The following is a 17,300-nucleotide window of genomic DNA, read 5'->3' as shown; positions in this document are numbered from 1 at the left end:
TGGGACTAAACTATTATCAAATGAAAACCATTTTAAAATCATTTATTTTACAACTTTTCATAGGTCTAACCATTGGTGTACAGGCACAGGCACAGAAAAAGACAGCGCCGCACTCCTCTAAAAGTCCGTCTCCAAAAGACAAAATATGCTTTGCCTTATATACCGTTCATGAGAACACCTTAAAACTTACCGCTCAGTTCTATCCTATAAAGGATTATGAACCATTTTCCGCAGAGCTACAGATTAAAGAAAATAATGAATGGAAGACCGTTCAAGAATCACGGATTAACTATCCTGGCTACACAGCTCTTTTCCGGATAGATAACTGGGACGACACCCTAAAGAAAGAATACCGGGTGGCGTATAATAAAAAGTCGTTTTACACAGGCACCATTCAAAAAAATCCTGTAAACAAGGAAGAAGTAATTATGGCCGCCTTTTCCTGTTGGTCCATTTACAAAAGACATGGCGGTCAAGGCCCAGCAGACGACATCATAAATAATTTAAACAAATTAAAACCAGATGTGCTGTTCTTTGCGGGAGACCAAGTGTATGACCATAGTCAGCATTACAGCTATTGGTTAAAATTCGGGGAGGTTTTTGGAGATATCATCAGGAATACGCCAACCATTACCATTCCCGATGACCACGATATAGGTCAAGGTAATTTTTGGGGCGATGGCGGAATAAAATCCGAAAACAGAGACGGTACAAAGGGAGGGTATTACATGCCTGTTTCATATATTCAGGAAGTTGAGCGTGCACAGACCAGCCACCTACCGGACCCCTATGACCCTACTCCTATTGAACAGGGCATAGGTGTCTATTATACCGATTTAAAATGGGGCGGAATCAGTTTTGCAATCATAGAAGACAGAAAATTTAAATCGGGGCCGGACCGCGTATTGAATAAAAGAGGTTTTACAGATACACGCGAAATGAACGTGCCCGAGGCTACCCTACTGGGAGAGCGCCAAATGGACTTTTTAGAAGATTGGACCACAGATTGGGAAAATGCGGAAATGAAAGCTGTACTCTCCCAAACCATTTTTGCCAGTGTTTCCACCCATTCCCCTACCCTAGAAAAAAGACAACGCTATAGTGTAGATTCCAACGGCTGGCCGCAATCGGGAAGAAACAAAGCACTCGGTATCATTAGAAAAAGTTTTTCCTGTATGATTGCGGGAGACCAACATCTAGGTTCTGTGGTTCATCATGGAATTGAAGATTGGAACAACGCCGGTTATTCATTTGCAGTACCTGCTTCATCTAACTTTTGGTTACGTTATTGGAAACCTGAAAAACCCGGAAAAAACAGAAAACCCGGCACAGCAGATTACACGGGTGAATATTTGGACGGATTTAAAAATAAAATTACGGTTCATGCCATTGCCAACCCTACCCATGAAGACAATACTCCCACAGAAAACCTATTGAACGGAAGAGCTTCAGGCTATGGCATTATTCGCTTTAACAAACCTAAAAGAGAAATCACTTACGAATGCTGGCCAAGAAATACGAATATGTTTGCAGACGATGCAAAACCGTATAGCGATTGGCCGATCACTTTTAAGCAAACGGATAATTTTCAAATTAAAAATGGTTATGAATTACCCGGTTTAAAGATTTCAAAACCCGATCAAGTAGTCACCGTAAAGGACTTTTATACAGGTGAAGTAATAACCTCTCTCCGAATAAAAGGTGCTGAATATAAACCCAAAGTGCTCCAACAAGGTGCTTACACCATTGAAGTTGGGGAAGGAGAAAAACTTCAGCGCTTTTATGAAGTTGAAGCACAAAAGAAAAATAACAAGAAAATAAGCGTGAGCATCTAACTTTTGCTCTCCAAAAAATAATAACCTAAACGAAATAAAATGATTTTTAAACACGCCATTATATTTTTTGCATTTGTAAGCGGTAGCCTATTTGCTCAAGAAATACCTAATACCAATGAAGAAACTCGCCAGGGACCCCCAAAACCGCCTATGGGCAAGCGTTGGGTTTTGAACCCTGATTTTTCAGATGAATTTAACGGTACAGAACTAGACACTACCAAATGGTACGACCACCACCCCACTTGGATTGGACGTCCACCGGGACTTTTTATGGCATCACAGGTTTCTGTGGGTGATGGTTTTCTGAAAATGACAAGTAAAAAACTTGAGAAGGATACTATAGTTCATGCCTACGGTAGAGATATAACTTTTAACGTTGGAGGGGCCGCCGTGGTTTCGAAAAAATCGACTCAATTTGGTTATTACGAATGTCGTGTTAAAGCTGCCGCTACGACCATGTCCACCACATTCTGGTTTTCGAGCAGCAACAATTTTAAAGGACCGAACGATTGTGACAAATACGGTTTAGAGTGGGATATTCATGAATCTATTGGGCGTGAAGGGGATTTTAATGGAAGTTACTTTGCCAGTGGAATGCACTCCAATTCCCATTTCTGGTATACGGACTGCGATGGCGAAAAACATGATTACCGAGCCCCACAAGTAAAATTTGAAGACGAAAAACTTACCTCGGAAGATTTTAATATATATGGAGGTTGGTGGCGTAATGAAAGTACAGCGAGCTACTATTATAACGACCGACAGCCAAAACATCAAAAATTTTACGATAAGATAAAAGAGAAACCCTTTGATCAACCTATGTACATGCGTTTAGTGAGTGAAACTTATCCATTTCCGTGGATAGAAATTCCTAGTGCCGAAGAATTAAACGACCCAAGTAGAAATACGGTGTACTATGATTGGGTTAGAGCTTATAAGCTGGTAGACGCCAATGACGCCAATTCAACGAATAAGAGTACGTTGAAACTTTATAAAGAAAATGTATCGTTCAATACGGCCATTATCTCTCAAAAAGAGTCTAACACTGTTCAAATTCCACTTACCTATCAGGCAAATCAAGACCGAGAAATAGAACTGAAATTGTTTGATGCAGAAGGCGAAAAAGTGGCGGAGTCCAAATTTATTGCTTATGCGGGATATGCCAATATTACCACAGTGGTTCAGGTGGAAGAAAAGCTATCTACCGAATCGCCCTATAAGCTAACGGCCAACATTCGACCTGTAAACGGTGATAACAAAAATATTTTAGATCAAAACACACTGTATATCAACTTGATAAAATAAATAGGCTTCCATTTTCCAAACCACAGTGATATGAGTAAAACCTCCCTTTCTAAAATAGCCACCCTATCCTTTCTCTTCATGGGAATGCTGATATTCGCTCAAGCACCGCAAAAAGGTTCTACTTTTTTCAAACGCCTAAAGACCGAAAAAGTATCATCCGACCCTTCTGTGGTTTGGCAACAATTTGGCCCTGGCATGAGTGGCAACAACAAATGCGCCTTTTGGCACCCTACGGACCCAAATGCTCTCTATATAAGCCCTAATATGGGTAATTCTTACGTTTCTTTTGATAAGGGAAAAACGTACAATACCATATTGAACGGTGATGAATCCGGTTACAGGGAAGGGCACCGAGGCCCCATGCAACTTTTTAGTGTAGATTTCTCCCACCAAAACCATGATTTTGGTTTTTGTAGCGATGACAAGAATAAGGGTATTTTCATTACCAAAGACCGAGGCCGCTCTTGGAAAAATCTCAATCATCCTGTTTTTAAAGGCAAATACGTTTCCTGCGTAACCGTCGACCCTAAAGACGATAATATCTGGTATGCCGGTGGTGGTGAAATGAGACATTTAGGTAGAATGTTGTTCCCCAATAGCAAACCCCACGGCTCTAAAGAACATGAACCTAGTTTAAACAAACTTTGGAAAAGTACGGACAAGGGTAAAAACTGGGTAGTACTGAACAAAGGTTTGCATCCAAAAACCCAATTCGAAACTTTATTGGTAGACCCAAAAGACTCAAATATTATATACGCCAGTACCAACTATGGTTTTTATAAAAGCGCGGATGGTGGAAACAACTGGTCCCAAAAAAACAATGGTTTTGATTATGATGTAATGCGAGCTATGAGCCATCACTACAACAAAAAAAATGATGTCCTAACCCTATACGTTATATGTAACCCCATGTGGAAAGCAGATGGTAAAACATTGACCAATGACAAGGGTGGGATTTTCAAAAGTATTGACCGTGGCGAAAGTTGGGAAAAATTAGATGGCAACTTGCCTTTGGATATGCGGCAATTTCAAAAGAATGCAGATGTCAAAAAGAGCTATGTACACTGCGCAGCTTATGTTTTTGATATGAAAGACCATGATTTTAAGGAAAAATTCCCGGAAATGCCCTCGGCCATTACCATCCGTTTTAACACTATTGCGGTAGACCCTAATGATGCAGATAATATTTACCTTAACAATGAATATTCCAACGCTTCTCGGAACAACTTCAAACCCGGTCAGATTTGGCGCAGTAAAGACGGAGGTAAAAATTGGCATGTTGCCCTTCGTAACGGAAAAGCCTGGAAAACGACCTCCAAAGATTATGCCTACTGGAAAGAAAGAGGCAACCCTATGGAAACCAACATCTCTCTTCGTTACCTAAAAGATTGGGTAGACAGGGACTTCTATGAACGTAAAGGGTCCAATTTTATACGATGGAATGCAGACGGTACAGTGCTTCACACCCAAATGGCCAAAATATCCCTAATGAGCTACGACAAAGGTGAAACTTGGGTAGATACTGATGATGAGTATACCACTCCGGATACGGAAAGTTATGTAGGGGCCGGAAACAGTAATCTGCCAGGTCATGGTTTCTACCAACATCCGGATATAAAGAATAAGGTATTCTGCATGGCGGGAGAAAACAGTTTGTGGATAACCAACGATGAAGGGTCTCAGGTTCGTCCCGGAGCTCAAGGTGCAGAATCCCATAATTTTCTGGACCATGAAACATCACTCAGTTGGTATGCCATACATCCAAAAGATACCTTGGTTCATTATGCTCTGTTCTTCAGACAGGCTGCAAAAGGTAAATTGTTAAAATCCGTTGATAATGGAAAAACATGGAAAGAACACGGTATTGCCATTCCTAAATGGGAGATAAAGGCGCATAGTGGAGACCAAAGCGTACATCAAAATCACCTTATCATAGACCCTAAAAATCCGGATAACATGTACTTTGTAGTCCCTAAGAATTCTATTGATATGGAATGGGTAGGTAATTCCGTAACCGGATTTGGAGTTCATAAAAGTCATGATGGCGGCAAAACCTGGCAAGAAGCCAATACAGGTCTGCCCGATTCACGAGATGCTACCAAAATAGCCTTTGACCCGAAAGACCCCAACACATTGTATGCCACCATACAGAATAAACATGGAGGTCTTTTTAAATCCGTTAATAATGGTACTTCCTGGGTAAAAGTTACGTCCACCGAGAACATATCGGGCAGTCAAGGCATAAATGACATTCATTTTTCCAGAGACGGGAAAGCCTATATTACCGCCGGAACCAAAAGAGGAAAGCCAAATGCCGGAGGAGTTTGGGTGAGCGATGATGACTTACGTACCTGGAAACCTATTTTTGATTATCCTTGGACCAACCGTATTGAAACGGCGTATTATAACCCGAATACCATTTTGGTATCTACTCTGGGTAACGTTTCCATCGGCACAAAAAATGCAGGTACCTATCTTTCCCAAGACGCCGGAAAAACTTGGACCAAAATTAATCGGGGCAATGGTCAAAGTGATCGTATAAACGATATTGCCATAGACAACTATACGCCAGGAAAATTCTATGTCTCTACTCGTGGTAGCGGGTGGTATGTAACGCAACACCCTAAGCCCAACCAAACCATTAAGCTATAACAAACAACTTTATAAAACATATTTCAACCACAAATACCAGAACAGTAATATGAAAAAATATATTTTACTAACATTAAGTTTGAGCACTTTTATTATGGCTCAAGGCCAAGAAAAGGCGTTCCCTTATGACTTGCCAGAGGAGAAACCCAACAGACCTTTAAGCGCTGCTTTACAACGGAACTATGATAATTATTTAGGCCCTCGTCAAGAAAGCAATGAACTTTACACTCAGTTTAAATATACGGAACTTAAAGGCTTTGATTACAATGGGAACGATGGTACTATAACCCGGCGTGACCCTTCAAAGGTGATTTTTGAAAATGGCCAATATTATATTTGGTACACCCACCGTGAAACTCCAGTGGCGCCAGTAGGAATATCAAGAGTTGAAGAATCTAATGATACCATACCTTCTGCAGATTGGGATTTATCAGATATTTTCTATGCAACCTCTAAAGATGGATTCACATGGGAAGAACAAGGTGTTGCCGTTCCGAGACCTCCAAAACCACAAGTTGGCTGGCGCTCGGTTACCACTACTGATATTTTAAAGTGGAAAGGGAAATACTATTTATACTACCAAGCTTTTTCTGAAGCCCCGGGAAAAAGTGGCGGAGACAATTGTCCCGTTGCCGTTTCTTATGCCGATTCTCCAAACGGTCCGTGGACACCTTTTAAGAAAGAAGTGATTCCCAATGGGGCTCCTGGCTCGTGGGACCAATTTTCAATTCATGATCCCTACCCCATCGTCCATAATGGAAAAATTTACCTGTACTACAAATCGGATTTTGGAAAAGTTAATGGAAAGAACAACGTACGCATGCACGGTCTTGCCATAGCAGATGACCCGTTAGGTCCGTTTAAAAAACATCCTTTGAACCCGATTATGAACTCCGGACACGAGACTACCTTGTTTCCGTTTAAAAAAGGAGTTGCCGCTTTTGCCATTAGAGATGGTAATGAAGCCAATACGATTCAATATGCCGAAGATTGGGTGAATTTTGAAATTGCGGCTATGGTTGAAATGATGCCCAATGCCGGCGGGCCTTTTGTTCCAGATGCTTTCACGGACACAAAGGATGGTCGTGGTATTACTTGGGGTATTTCTCACTTTGCAAATCCTAATCGCGATTGGAAAAAAAATCATGTTATTCTAGTCCGTTTCGATTGCGATCTAAGCCTAGACGTGGATGACAAACAAATGAAACGCCATCATAACACACCTAGGTTAGAATACTTGCTACAACACGGTTTAAATGCCGAACAACGTGAGCGTGTAGCTAATGAGACAAAGCAATTAAATCAAAAGTAATGTCTTTTCTAAAGCTTTAGCTCCCTTTTAAAAAAGAACGGAATCAATATTTGCCTTTATTTTCTAAAAGTCCAATCCCCTTACGGGCAAGTTCACTCCCGAAGAAAAATATGAAATGAAAGAGCTTGGTTTTTGGGATTATCGGCCATGGCGTTATGAAGCAGATGCCCTTCTTATCATTCGGAATTTAAAACCAAAAAACAAATGAAAAACCTAACTAAGATTAACCGGCTTAAACTACCAATATTCCTGATTTTCTTTGTGATAACCACAATAAATTATGCTCAAAATTCGAACCATGAAAATGAAATACCGGCTGTGCCGTATGCAGCAGATTGGTCGTCTTTACAAAAACACAATACGCCAGATTGGCTTTATGGATTGAAATTCGGGATTTACTGTCATTGGGGGCCGCAAACTGTACAAGTAGCTTCCAAAAACACCCAAATGACCATCCTTGAAGCAATTGATAAATGGAAAGGAGAAAAATTCGATGCCAAAAATTGGGTCGATTTAATGGAGGATGCAGGCGCTCAATTTGGCGGCCCAGTAGCATGGCACGGTAGCGGGGTCGTAAATTGGGATAGCGATATAACGGATTGGAATTCGGTAAAAAAAGGACCAAAAGTAGATATTTACGGTAGCTTGGCAAAAGAACTACGTAAACGAAATATGCCCTTGATATCCTCTTTCCACACAGGTGATTTTTGGAGCCGTATGTGGGGCCAACTATCCAAAGAAGACTCAACTTACCTCAACCCCTATGAAGACAATTCAAAGTACGCTAATGCCAATGAAGGCCGATTGGCGGAGGTTATTTTCAAAGCTTGGTTTGACCGCATTTCTGAAGCTATAGATACGTACGAACCGGATATGATCTGGTTCGATACCGGCTTTGGGGGAACCGTAAAAGGCGAATTAAAAAAGTACACAGATCGAGGCCGACTTTTACCGGCCGGGGATAACGAATTAATCAGTGTACCGGAAAGCTATCAACAAAAATTAATCAGTGATTATTTCAACAAGGGACTTGAATTAGGCAAAGAAGTAGAAGTCTTTTATAAAACCCATGATATTCCACCAGGAATAGGAATTCGCGATATAGAAGATGGGAACCTGCAGGGAATGCAATATGACCCATGGATGGCAGATATCAATATGCAACGTCACTTTGTATGGCCCAGTCCTTGGTTCTATAATCCTGCCAACAAGGTAAAAGAGGCCGGCACATTGATTGATATGCTCATTGACATGACCAGCAAAAATGGTAGAATGCTTTTAAATGTGCCTCCAAAGGCCGATGGTAGCTTTGCCGATGAAACTAAAAAGGAACTTTATGCCATGGGGCAATGGCTAAAAATTAATGGAGAAGCCATTTATAACACCATGCCATGGATATTTTACGGAGAAGGCCCCACGGAAGTAACCAATCCCGGCCATCACGGACAAGGTAAAAGCCATGGGGAATTGATACCAAAATACACTTCGGAAGATATTCGGTTTACCCAAAACGGAAAAAACTTGTACGCCATCTGTATGGAATGGCCAGAGAAACAAATTACCATTAGAACTTTAGGCAGTAAGGGAAAGCTCTATCCTGGAGACATTCAAAGTATTTCAATGTTGGGAAGTAAAGACCGTGTCAGATGGGAACAAAAACCCGAAGGTCTCGTTGTTCAATTTCCAAAAGAAAAACCATGCGATTTCGCTTATGTTTTAAAAATCGAGCGCCGTTAAAATTTCTCTATTAAGTCATATAACAATACTGTAGTCACTCAGAAAATGATACATCTAAATTACCATCTAAAAAAAGAAAATCTAGCAATTACATTTAAGTTATGTTCTATTATTTTCTTTATTTTTTGGAATCTGGGTGTATCGGCCCAAACCGTTCTTCTTGGGGATAACGCCCCCTACCCTAATGTAAATGATGGTGATTTTAATTTGATAAATGCCGGTTCTTGGCGTCTTGGGTTACAGTCTCCTTTCTGGACGCCCTCTAACCAACCTCAAAAAGAAGGACATTCCATGGGCTTGGTTCAAGGAAAGTACTTTAGTTCTTTTGACTATGCTTATATCCATTCGAAACCACTAAACACCAACTCGAATTACCGAATCTTAAAGGAAGGTGATGTATTACATTGGAGTATGGGTGCCGATTTAGAATATATCAGCAACGGTACGGTTTCATTACATCTCTTCTTTGGTGAACAAGCGCGACTTTTAGTCGAAAAAGTAAAGCTCATTGGCTCAGACAAAACGGTTGAACACTTCTCAGGAAATTATACCGTAACAAAAGAAGATGCCCTAGCGGGCGCCCCAAGTGTACGGGTTTCATTTTACTCAAGTGAAGACGTTAAGGTTTATCTGGATTATGTAAACCTGAGCCTGCAAACTCCCGAGAAAAGAGGTCCTACGCTGTCAGGAGAAATCGTTGAAAAAGGTATTCAATTGGATTGGAAAGATGAAAAAGCGAATTCAGACACTCAATTTTCAATCTACCGAAGTAAGGGAAAAAATGGAGCGTATCAAAAACTCACGACTACCCAAAATTTTAGTTTTACCGACACTAACCTCATCAACGGTATTGCTTATAATTACGTAGTTACTCGCCTTGATACTTCTGAGTCTACAGGCTCTAACAAAGTACATCTCAAGAAAATTGATAATGCATCACCCGCTCCTCCAACCGCCCTAAAAATTGAAGCCCTTAATACTGAAATTAAGTTGGAGTGGAACAAAAGTGTTGATATTGATGTGGCCAACTATTCAATCTATAGAGGTGATACAGAAGGCAAGAATCTAAGACAAATAGCACATGACATAAATGACACTGAATATATAGACTTTACACCAAAAAAGGACGTAACTAATTCTTATATAGTTTTCGCTCACGATTATTCCGGCAATAAGAGTAGAGCCTCAAAAATGATAAAAGCCAAGGTAAGAACTGTTTTGGGAACTTCTTTTAGCGACCTAATTCTTCCGATGCCCATACACAAAAAACTAAGAACCGACCTCTGGGGAGCGGATGCTGTTCTTCCACGAGATGCAGACAACGGAATTGAAGACCCGGAATGGAGTTACTGGGGAGGAAGACCTGTAAAAGACAAAGACAACAAATACCATATGTTGGTAACTAGGTGGCCAGCAAACGCAACCAAAGGTCATTGGGAGTGGCCCAATTCAACCGTTGCCCATGTGGTTTCCGAAACGCCTACAGGACCCTATAAAGTGAAAGAAGAAACAGTATATGACTTTCATAATGGGTTGGGGCACAATCCAGATATAGTTTTGTTAAATGATGGCTCATATCTCTTCTACTCTTTAGTAGATTGGGAAGCTACACTTTTCACTTCAAAATCTATGAACGGCCCTTGGAAACGGTTAGGAATTATGACCGTAGACTGGAAAAGTACGAATGAAAACAAAAAACTATCCTATCGGTATTACAGAAACTTATCGGGTGTGCAACAAGAAGATGGGCGTTTTCTGTGGGTAACAAAAGCAGGAGAAATGATGCAAAGTAAGACCGATGATCCATTAGGGCCCTATACCGTACTTACTGACCAAATTAGATATAACAAAATCATTCCAGAAAAATACCGAAACTCCAATTACGAAGACCCAGTGCTTTGGAAAGATGATGTGCAATATCATATGTTGATCAATGCTTTTTGGGACTATCGGGCCATCTACTTACGTTCACCTGATGGTATCCATTGGAAATTCAACCCCGGTACGGCGTACACTCCAGACAATACTTCCTATGAAGATGGTTCTAGAACCCATTGGTATAAATTGGAACGACCACATGTACTTCAAGACGAACATGGTAGGGCAACGCATCTTTCATTGGCTGTTATAGATGTACCAAAAGCAGACGATTTAGCACGAGATAAGCACAGCTCAAAAAACATCATTGTTCCCCTTACCGTACACAAGCGCATTCAGCTCTTGAACAAACAGAAAATAGGCCCATCAACAAAGAAGATAAGGGTCTTGATACATTCAGAAGCGGATTTTGACGCCCAAAACGATATAGAACTGCCCTCTTTACGATTTGGTGCTTCAGAGGAAGTCGATTTTGGAAGAGGATCAAAAGTAACCAAGACCAAGAAAAAAGGTAAAGACCTGATTATTGAATTTAACGGCAGGGGAAACGGATTGTCCGAAAACAATTTTGCAGGAAAACTACTTGGAAAAACAAAGGAAGGTAAGCTGATTATAGCGTATTCAAAGTTGCTTCATGAGTAAAATCATCTTCAGTTCAACTAGTTTGCCCGTCATACTCTGATTAAAAAAACAACACTTAAATGAAACCAATCAAACACCTCTACAGACTAGTTTGCTTCCTATTTCTTGCTATGATTCATATCTCATGTATGGCACAAGAAAACCCGAATATCATTCTCCTTATGGCCGACGACATCGGTCTTGGCGATATTGGTTTTTACCACAAAGATAATACTGGCCAAGAGCCTATTGTCCCCACACCTAATATAGATGAACTCATAGCCCTCATGGCACAAAAAGGGGATATAAAGACCGCTCTTTTTCAAAAATGGAGAAAGGTCTTCAACTATATTTAAATAAAATTATACTAGATGAATCTGCAAATGTTTTAAAATCAAATTGAACTAATTAACATTTCCGAAAGGAACAAAAATGATGTTCAGGAGCTTTCTACAAAGGAAAAATCACTAAAAATCCATTTGATATAGCCATCTGATCATATGTAACAAATTCAGCAAAGTGCTATGATTATTTTTACCTCTGGAGAAAATTTGTATTGATGTTTACTAAGACCCAAACAAAAACTAACAACGAGTACCGACTCAAAAAAAAGTATATGACTCAATTCCCTTACCAACTCAAAAAAATCTTTACCAACAACCACGTATTTTTTATTTCCGCTATTTTACTAAACTCCCTCGGCAGTTGTAAAAAAGAAAAACCGGTTTACGCAGATGTTATTTACTCTAAACCTACACTTGTAAAAGACCCGCCGGTCACTTTTATGTCGCCCGAGGAAAGTATGAAAACTATGCACCTGCCTGAAGGCTATAGAATGGAGCTGGTTGCCAGTGAACCCATGATCAATGAACCCGTAACTATTGCATGGGCTCCCGATGGCAAACTGTATGTTGCCGAAATGCTGACCTATATGCAAGATATAGATGGTACGGACGAAAATGAACCGTGGAGCCGAGTTTCTGTGCTTGAGGATTTGGACGGAGACGGCAAAATGGATAAGAGTACTGTTTTTGTTGATAGTTTGATTCTGCCGAGAATTCTACTTCCGTTAGACGACAGGGTGATCATTGGCGAGACATACAACCGCAGCCTTTACACGTACAGGGATACGGACGGCGACAATGTTGCCGATGAAAAAAAGCTCATCCTAGAAAATAATAAACGTGACAATGCAAATCTAGAGCACCAATCCGCCACAATGATTTGGGGGCTGGATAATTACCTTTATCAATCCAATGGCTCTTTGCGCTATAGATTTACAAAGGGTGAAATGGAGGTTGATACTTTAATGGATGCACCTTCGGGTCAATGGGGCATGACGCAAGACGAAGTAGGTCAGATTTATTATTCCAGCGCAGGTGGCGAAACCCCTGCATTGGGCTATCAACAACATCCCTATTATGGTAATCTAGAAATGGAAGGCAAATGGGAAGAAGGTTTTGAAAAAGTGTGGCCAATTATTGGAACACCAGATGTGCAGGGCGGTCTCCATAGGCTTCGAGAAGACGGTACACTCAACCATTTTACCGCAAGTTGCGGGCAGTCGGTATTTTTAGGCGATAAATTGCCCATGTATGGCGACCTTTTCATTCCCGAACCAGTTGGGCGCTTGATTCGTAGAGCGAAAGTGAACCTAGTGAACGGAAAAAAAGTACTTTCCAATCCGTATGGTGAAACAGAGTTTCTGGCATCCACAGATACCAACTTTAGACCAGTTGACACTCAAACCGGACCTGACGGTTGTTTGTACGTTGTAGACATGTACCGCGGAATTATTCAAGAGGGCAACTGGGTTAGAAAAGGTAGTTTTTTACGTCCTGTGGTAGAACGGAAAGGATTTGACAAGAATATTGGAAAAGGTAGAATTTACAGAATAGTTCATGAAGAAATTGCACCTGCCAAACAGGAAAACCTCTTGAACAAATCAAATGCCCAATTATTGGATTATCTGCATCACCCTAACGGTTGGTACCGTCTTACCGCTCAAAAACTTTTGGTACTCAAGGAAGACAAATCCATAGTTCCGGATTTAAAAGATATTGTAACTGGCGGTGACCCTTTTATGGGTTCAATGCTAGGTGATACGGATTATGCATTGGGTAGACTACATGCTATCTGGGCTCTAGATGGTCTTGATGCCATTGACAAATCTCTTATTCTATCAGCTCTGCAAGATGATGATGCCCGGGTACGTATGGCAGCGCTTCGGGTAGCCGAACCTTTGCTAAAATCCGGTGATCAAGAAGTTATTGAAGCGGTCCAGACATTAAAAAATGATACAAACCCAGAAGTGTTGCAACAACTGGTGCTTTCTCTAAGGTCTGCAAAAGACAAAGCAGGAAACAAAACCATTGCCCAGGTCATTTCCTCAAATCCATCAAACGAAGCTATTGCGGTCATTGGTGAAGAGAGTCTAAAAGAAGTACCTCTAGAAATAGAGCAAATCAAGAAGAAACACGTGCTTCAGAATACTCATACCCGCAGCAGAATTGTAAAGGGATACACGCATTTTAAAAATTTATGTGCGTCCTGTCATGGTAAAAATGGTAATGGTATTGAAGGCATGGCTCCTTCATTGATCGGTTCTCCCAGGGTGACCGCCAAAAAATGGGATATTCCCGTGAAAATTCTTCTAAATGGTCTTACGGGACCTGTTGATGGCAAAGAATATTCCGGTGTTATGGCAGGTATGAAACAACAAGATGATGATTACATTGCAAGCGTCGTCACCTATATCAGAACGCACTTGAACAATGAAAGAGGCGTTGCTCCTTGGCAGGTTGCCAAAATCAGAAGAGACCAAAAAGACCGAGAAGATTATTGGACCATAGAAGAACTGGAAAGCAAAAACTAAAACAATCAAATTACAGCCAATGCATAATAAACTCATAGTAAAATCTATACTCATAACGCTGCTATTTCATCTTACAGCTCATGCACAACAAACGACCTTACCCGAAGGTTTTGAAAAAACAGATCGTACCAAACTCAATATTAATCAAGGGTGGAAATTTCATTTGGGTCATCCTGATGCCGATTTTTTTAAGACGGATGTTGATGATTCCAGCTGGGAAACCGTAAACGTTCCTCACGGGCTGGAGCTCACCACAATGGACTTGAACGGCGTTCAAGATGATAAATACCAAGATACTTTTATGCGAAAAGTAGGATGGTACCGAAAAGAAATTGAGGTTTCGGACAACTCCCAAAGCAAAGTTTTTCTTGAATTTGAAGGCGTTCACCAAGTAACGGATGTATGGGTAAATGGCAAACACATAGGTCAGCATGCCGTTGGTGGGTACACCCCTTTCCATTTTGATATTACCGATTTTGTAAATCGAGATGCAAAAAATTTAGTTACCGTTTTAGCCGATAACCGCAAGCGCGAAGACGTGCCGCCGGACCCAGGCCCTATGGACTATATTAAATTTGCCGGTCTGTATCGCGATGTGTATTTGGTCGAAACCAATCCGTTACATATCACCTTTAATTGGGAAGCCGAAAACGCAGGCCAATACATTACCACCCCCACCGTAGATCCGGTGAATATGAATGCAACGATTAATATTAAAACTACGGTTCGGAACGAAAATAATCAACCTAAAATAACTACGGTTATAAATAGGGTTGTTGATGATAAAGGTTTGGTGGTTTTAAAATTGGAGCAGACAAAAACCATTGCTTCCGGTGCAGATGTTCAATTTAATGTAATAGGAAGTATTGAAGACAACTTGAAGCTTTGGTCTATAGATGAACCTAACCTATACCGTGTAAATACTTTGGTTTTAGAAGCCGATAAAGTAGTAGATCAGATAGAGGTAAAAACCGGATTCCGTAAGATTGAAATGAACAATCATGACGGTATTGTTCTCAACGGAAAACCTCTAAAACTCATTGGAACCAATTTACACCAGCACTATGGTTTTATTGGGGATGCCATGCCCAATTCACTGCATTACAAAGATATTCTTCAATTAAAAAAATTGGGAATGAACGTCATTCGTACGGCACATTATCCGCATGACAATTCGTTGTTGGAAGCCTGTGACGAACTCGGTATGCTGGTGTATGAAGAAGCCCCTACGTGGATGTCAATAGGTAACGAAGCTTGGTTCGATAATTTTGAAAAGTCCGCCAGAGCAATGGTGCGCAACCACAGAAACCATACGTCCGTTTTTATTTGGGGGGCTGGTATAAACCATAGAGGTTATGTTCCAAGGGCTCATAATGTTATCAAACAGGAAGATCCGGTTAGGTATACCGCATCACAAAGTAGTAGGTGGACAGGCTGGCAGACTTCCGGCTTGACCGATATTTATGGTCAAATGGTGTACGGCCCTTATTATTGGAGCGGAGATGAGCCTATGGTTGCCATGGAAGGCCGTCGCGGTCCGGAGGCGGTTAATGAATACATGAACGACCCAATGAAACTGGGACTTATTTCGTGGACAGCCCATGCCTACTATACTTTTCACCCTACTAAAACACCTAAAAATAGAAGTAGAGGTGGTTTCATGACGGCCTTTCGCTATCCTAGACCTGAGGAAAACTTGGCTTGGTACCCAGCTGAACTAACGGATTACCCCTATTTACATATTGCGTCCGATTGGAATGAAGACACAAAAGAAGTGGTGATTTTTAGTAATTCGGAAAAAGTACAGCTTAAAGTAAACGGTAAAACAATTGCCGAGGAACATCCTTCGCGAGCGGATAAGTACAAATATTTAAAACACGCACCATTTGTATTTTCCATTTCAAAATATGAAAAAGGAACACTGACCGCCAATGGATTGTTAGATGGTAAAATTGTGGTTTCCGAAACTACAAAAACTCCGGAAGAAGCCTATAGAATCATCCTAGAGCCAGATATGAAAGGACGTAAGTTCGTTGCCGATGGTTCCGATATTCTGGTGGCATATGCCAAAATAGTGGACAAAAATGGCATCTTGCTTGGTGATGCAGATGTAGCTGTAGAATTCTCAGTAAAGGGTGATGCCGAAATAATTGGAGACAAGGAAGGTATTGGCTCTAACCCTATGCAAACGGAATATGGAGTAGCTCCTGTTTTGATTCGTGCAGGAAACTCTCCTGGGCAGATAACCATCACAGCAAAGGCAAAGGGACTTAAATCAGCAACAGAAACAGTTACTACCGAAAAAGCGAATTTTGACATGATTACTTCTACTGCCGAACCTATTTATGATTTTGAGAGCATTCGGGTAGATTTAGGTGGAGATGAACAATTGGTGCAGTTTGATTGGATTCCGTGGAATGGAAAAGATAATGCTGCCTCTACCAAACAATTTGAAGAACTTGGTGGTTTTTCAGCTACTGTTCAAAGTAATGGCGATGCCAGCTCTACACGCTGGTTGGGCGAAATCAACGTCATAGGTAAATATGGATTTGCCCATGGCGAAGGGGTTTTAGGAGTTTCAAAAGAGGGGCTGACCTTAAAATTTTCTGGTTTGAAAAAAGGAAAATATAAACTGAATACGGTTCATCATGCACCAAGAACCAATACAGATAGTATGGACCCCAATCAAGAAAAAATGGCTACATATAGAATTTACAAAATTCCGTATACCAAAGAGCTGGATGTGACCATTTCAGATGCCAATGGAACCTCTACCCTATCGAACGTTACCGTTACCGAGGGCGAGACCATGCAAACTTCGCCGTTTCAACCCACCGAGATATATTTTGAATCCGATGGAAAAAGTAACATTCAATTCATTTTTAAAGGAACAGACCAAAAAGCAGTTTGGCTTAACAGTTTTGTGCTAAGTGAGTGGCATTAGATAATCTTTTCATCCATTAAGAAATCCCCGGAGCATGGCTTCGGGGATTTTTTTATGTCTATTTATTTGGGCTTTACTATATAACTTAAAAATCACCTTTATATCAAATCTTCATATTTACCCTACAATTAATATTAACAT

General features: G+C 40.8%; 9 protein-coding genes. All 9 read left to right on the top strand.

Going from position 1 to position 17,300, the window contains the following annotated elements; all coding sequences use genetic code 11:
• Positions 1-20 precede the first annotated feature (20 nt).
• The 9 genes from P0077_RS15675 to P0077_RS15635 all read left to right on the top strand — a co-directional run bounded on the left by P0077_RS15675 (position 21) and on the right by P0077_RS15635 (position 17,159).
• A complete protein-coding gene (locus tag P0077_RS15675) occupies positions 21-1,835 on the top strand; it encodes an alkaline phosphatase D family protein (protein WP_276166153.1) in 1,815 nt (604 codons plus the stop codon).
• A 39-nt stretch (positions 1,836-1,874) separates the two neighbouring features.
• Entirely contained in the window at positions 1,875-3,140 is a 1,266-nt protein-coding gene (locus P0077_RS15670; RefSeq protein ID WP_276166152.1) for a LamG domain-containing protein, read from the top strand.
• A 30-nt stretch (positions 3,141-3,170) separates the two neighbouring features.
• Positions 3,171-5,792 carry a VPS10 domain-containing protein gene (locus P0077_RS15665; protein WP_276166151.1) on the top strand — a complete coding sequence of 874 codons (2,622 nt, stop codon included), beginning with the start codon at positions 3,171-3,173 and terminating at the stop codon, positions 5,790-5,792.
• Positions 5,793-5,841: 49 nt separating this feature from the next.
• Positions 5,842-7,104 carry a glycoside hydrolase family 117 protein gene (locus tag P0077_RS15660; RefSeq protein WP_432422789.1) on the top strand — a complete coding sequence of 421 codons (1,263 nt, stop codon included), beginning with the start codon at positions 5,842-5,844 and terminating at the stop codon, positions 7,102-7,104.
• A 204-nt stretch (positions 7,105-7,308) separates the two neighbouring features.
• Positions 7,309-8,841 carry an alpha-L-fucosidase gene (locus tag P0077_RS15655; protein ID WP_276166150.1) on the top strand — a complete coding sequence of 511 codons (1,533 nt, stop codon included), beginning with the start codon at positions 7,309-7,311 and terminating at the stop codon, positions 8,839-8,841.
• Between the two features lie 45 nt (positions 8,842-8,886).
• The gene (locus tag P0077_RS15650) at positions 8,887-11,361 is read left to right on the top strand and encodes a hypothetical protein (protein WP_276166149.1); all 2,475 of its coding nucleotides are present in this window, start codon (positions 8,887-8,889) and stop codon (positions 11,359-11,361) included.
• 59 nt (positions 11,362-11,420) lie between these two features.
• A complete protein-coding gene (locus P0077_RS15645) occupies positions 11,421-11,696 on the top strand; it encodes a hypothetical protein (protein WP_276166148.1) in 276 nt (91 codons plus the stop codon).
• A gap of 260 nt (positions 11,697-11,956) precedes the next feature.
• Positions 11,957-14,215 carry a DUF7133 domain-containing protein gene (locus P0077_RS15640; RefSeq protein WP_276166147.1) on the top strand — a complete coding sequence of 753 codons (2,259 nt, stop codon included), beginning with the start codon at positions 11,957-11,959 and terminating at the stop codon, positions 14,213-14,215.
• A gap of 19 nt (positions 14,216-14,234) precedes the next feature.
• On the top strand, positions 14,235-17,159 hold the full coding sequence (locus tag P0077_RS15635) for a glycoside hydrolase family 2 protein (protein ID WP_276166146.1): 2,925 nt from the start codon (positions 14,235-14,237) through the stop codon (positions 17,157-17,159).
• Positions 17,160-17,300 lie beyond the last annotated feature (141 nt).

It is taken from the genome of Zobellia alginiliquefaciens (assembly GCF_029323795.1).
Taxonomy (GTDB): domain Bacteria; phylum Bacteroidota; class Bacteroidia; order Flavobacteriales; family Flavobacteriaceae; genus Zobellia; species Zobellia alginiliquefaciens.
Note: the sequence above shows the minus strand (reverse complement) of the source record. Positions and strands in the feature narration are given on the sequence as shown.

What these genes read in the sequence shown, in the direction of transcription:
- P0077_RS15675 (WP_276166153.1), top strand. Translation starts at nt 21, where the DNA reads ATGAAAACCATTTTAAAATCATTTATTTTACAACTTTTCATAGGTCTA.
- P0077_RS15670 (WP_276166152.1), top strand. Translation starts at nt 1,875, where the DNA reads ATGATTTTTAAACACGCCATTATATTTTTTGCATTTGTAAGCGGTAGC.
- P0077_RS15665 (WP_276166151.1), top strand. Translation starts at nt 3,171, where the DNA reads ATGAGTAAAACCTCCCTTTCTAAAATAGCCACCCTATCCTTTCTCTTC.
- P0077_RS15660 (WP_432422789.1), top strand. Translation starts at nt 5,842, where the DNA reads ATGAAAAAATATATTTTACTAACATTAAGTTTGAGCACTTTTATTATG.
- P0077_RS15655 (WP_276166150.1), top strand. Translation starts at nt 7,309, where the DNA reads ATGAAAAACCTAACTAAGATTAACCGGCTTAAACTACCAATATTCCTG.
- P0077_RS15650 (WP_276166149.1), top strand. Translation starts at nt 8,887, where the DNA reads ATGATACATCTAAATTACCATCTAAAAAAAGAAAATCTAGCAATTACA.
- P0077_RS15645 (WP_276166148.1), top strand. Translation starts at nt 11,421, where the DNA reads ATGAAACCAATCAAACACCTCTACAGACTAGTTTGCTTCCTATTTCTT.
- P0077_RS15640 (WP_276166147.1), top strand. Translation starts at nt 11,957, where the DNA reads ATGACTCAATTCCCTTACCAACTCAAAAAAATCTTTACCAACAACCAC.
- P0077_RS15635 (WP_276166146.1), top strand. Translation starts at nt 14,235, where the DNA reads ATGCATAATAAACTCATAGTAAAATCTATACTCATAACGCTGCTATTT.